Raw genomic sequence first — 2,742 nt, 5'->3', positions numbered from 1 at the left:
GGCCGCCGCGCACAGGTCCAGCGATGCCGCACCCATCCGACGGAGATCGCGCACCCGGGGCACCACCCGGCTGGCGACAGCGGCCTGCGCGGCCCGGCGGGACGCCGTGTAGCCGAAACCCGTTGCGACGAGGGCGCCGGCCAGCGTCGTCACCGTGGAGCCGGTCAGCGGTTCCCCGTCCCGGTACGATCCGCCGCCCCGCGTGGCGGTGTAGGTCGCGCCCAGCGCCGGGGCGTGCACAACCCCGGCGACGACCTCCCCGTCGACCTCGGCGGCGATCGAGACCGCCCAGTTGGGCAGCCGGTAGAGGAAGTTCACCGTCCCGTCGAGCGGGTCGACGATCCAGCGCACCCCGGTCGTGCCGGCGGAGTCCGAACCCTCCTCGCCGAGCAGTCCGTCGCCGGGGCGCAGTTCGGCGAGCCGCCGGGCGACGAGCGCCTCGGAGGCGCGGTCGAGAGCGGTCACGACGTCGGTGGGAGACGACTTCGTCGTCTCCGCGGCCACGGTGCCCTCCCGGCCCCGCGCGAGCAGGTCACCCGCCGCACGGGCGATCGTCAGCGCAATGGCGAGCAGTTCGTCCGGGTCTGGCAGGTCGCTCATCGTCCGGCGCTCCAGGGATCGGCACGGAGTGGGGATCGGCACGGGAGTACGGTCCGTTCAACGGTTCATCCTGCCAAGGCAGCCGGTCGTGTACTCCCCATGGAACGTGAGAGGCGTCACGTCCGTCGACCTCTTCCGCTTCCCGTTCCCGTTCCCGTTCCGGCTCCGGCTCCGGGGTGCGTGCCCGGGCCGGAACCTCGCCGGTCCGGGCACCGGGGGACCTCGGCGGTCGATGACCACGATCGAGGCGCCCGTAGGATCGTTACTTGTGGTTGCGACAGACGGTACGGAACGGTCCACCCGCGCGGTCCCGGCGAAGCCGAGCCTGGACGGCATCGAGGCGCGCTGGTCAACGGTATGGCAGGACGAGGGCACCTACGTGTTCGACCGGACGGTCGACCGCGGGCAGGTCTACTCCATCGACACCCCGCCGCCGACCGTCAGCGGTTCCCTGCACGTGGGGCACGTCTTCTCGTACACCCACACCGACCTGATCGCCCGCTACCAGCGGATGCGGGGTCGCGAGGTCTTCTACCCGATGGGCTTCGACGACAACGGGCTGCCGACCGAGCGCCGGGTCCAGAACTACTTCGCTGTCCGCTGCGAGCCGTCGCTGCCCTACGACCCGGGTTTCACCCCGCCGGACAAGCCCGGCAAGGAGCAGGTCCCGATCTCGCGACGCAACTTCGTCGAGCTCTGCGAGCGGCTGACCCTGGAGGATGAGAAGGGCTTCGAGCAGCTCTGGCGCAGGCTGGGGCTCTCCGTCGACTGGTCGTACACCTACGCGACGATCGACGCCCGGTCGCGGACCGTTGCGCAGCGGGCCTTCCTGCGCAACCTCGCTCGGGGGGAGGCCTATCTTGCCGAGGCCCCGACGCTGTGGGACGTCACCTTCCGTACCGCGGTGGCCCAGGCCGAGCTGGAGGACCGGGACCGCCCCGGCGCGTACCACAGCCTGGCCTTCCCCCGGTCGGGCGTCTCCGCCCCGAGCAGCGGGCTGGACCCGGCGGGCTCCGGGGATCTGGCGGACCCGATTGTCATCGAGACGACCCGTCCCGAGCTGCTGCCCGCCTGCGTCGCCCTGGTCGCCCATCCGGACGACCCGCGTTACCAGTCGTTGTTCGGCGCCACGGTGCGGACCCCGCTGTTCGACGTTGAGGTCCCGGTGGTCGCGCACCGGTTGGCCGACCCCGAAAAGGGATCCGGCATCGCGATGATCTGCACCTTCGGTGACCTCACCGACGTGACGTGGTGGCGCGAGCTGCGGCTGCCGGCGCGTGCGGTGATCGGCCGTGACGGCCGGTTCATCCCGGACCCACCGGGCGCCGTCACCTCCGCGGCAGGCCGGGAGCGGTACGCCGAGCTCGCCGGAAAGACCGTGCACAGCGCCCGGGCGCGGATCGTCGAACTGCTCGCCGGGTCCGGCGCGCTGCTCGGCGATCCGCGGCCGATCACCCATCCGGTCAAGTTCTACGAGAAGGGCGACCGGCCGCTGGAGATCGTGACGACCCGCCAGTGGTACCTCCGCAACGGCGGGCGGGACGAGCCGCTGCGGGCCGCGCTGCGTGGACGCGGCCAGGAGCTGCGCTGGTACCCGGACTACATGAAGGTCCGCTACGAGAACTGGGTCGACGGCCTCAACGGCGACTGGCTGATCAGCCGGCAGCGGTTCTTCGGCGTGCCGTTCCCGGTGTGGTACCCGCTGGACGCCGCCGGTGCGCCGCGGTATGACGCGCCGATCGTGCCCGACGAGGCGTCGCTGCCGGTCGACCCGTCCAGCGACGTCCCGCCCGGGTACGCCGCCGAGCAGCGGGGCGTGCCCGGCGGGTTTGCCGCCGACCCCGACGTGATGGACACCTGGGCGACGTCTTCGCTCACCCCACTGATCGCCAGTGGCTGGGAGCACGATACCGATCTGTTCTCCCGGGTCTTCCCGATGGACCTGCGTCCGCAGGCGCACGAGATCATCCGGACCTGGTTGTTCTCGACGGTGGTGCGCACCCACGCCGAGTTCGACGTGCTGCCCTGGTCGAACGCGGCGATCTCCGGTTGGATCCTCGACCCGGACCGTAAGAAGATGTCGAAGTCCAAGGGCAACGTGGTGACCCCGATGGGCCTGCTCGAGGAGCATGGGTCGGACGC

2 protein-coding genes are annotated in these 2,742 nt (G+C 71.3%); one reads left to right on the top strand and one right to left on the bottom strand.

Translation table 11 applies throughout. The features are described from left to right. A partial coding sequence (locus AC08ON_RS09705; protein WP_476616815.1) for an inositol monophosphatase family protein occupies positions 1–600 on the bottom strand: 600 nt, incomplete at its 3' end. Between the two features lie 268 nt (positions 601–868). Between AC08ON_RS09705 and valS the strand changes: the two genes are divergently transcribed. Continuing rightward, the coding region (gene valS / locus AC08ON_RS09700; RefSeq protein ID WP_476616814.1) for a valine--tRNA ligase at positions 869–2,742 on the top strand (1,874 nt) is incomplete at its 3' end.

The sequence above is a fragment of the Frankia sp. CoWAU3 genome, from assembly GCF_977971855.1.
Note: the sequence above shows the minus strand (reverse complement) of the source record. Positions and strands in the feature narration are given on the sequence as shown.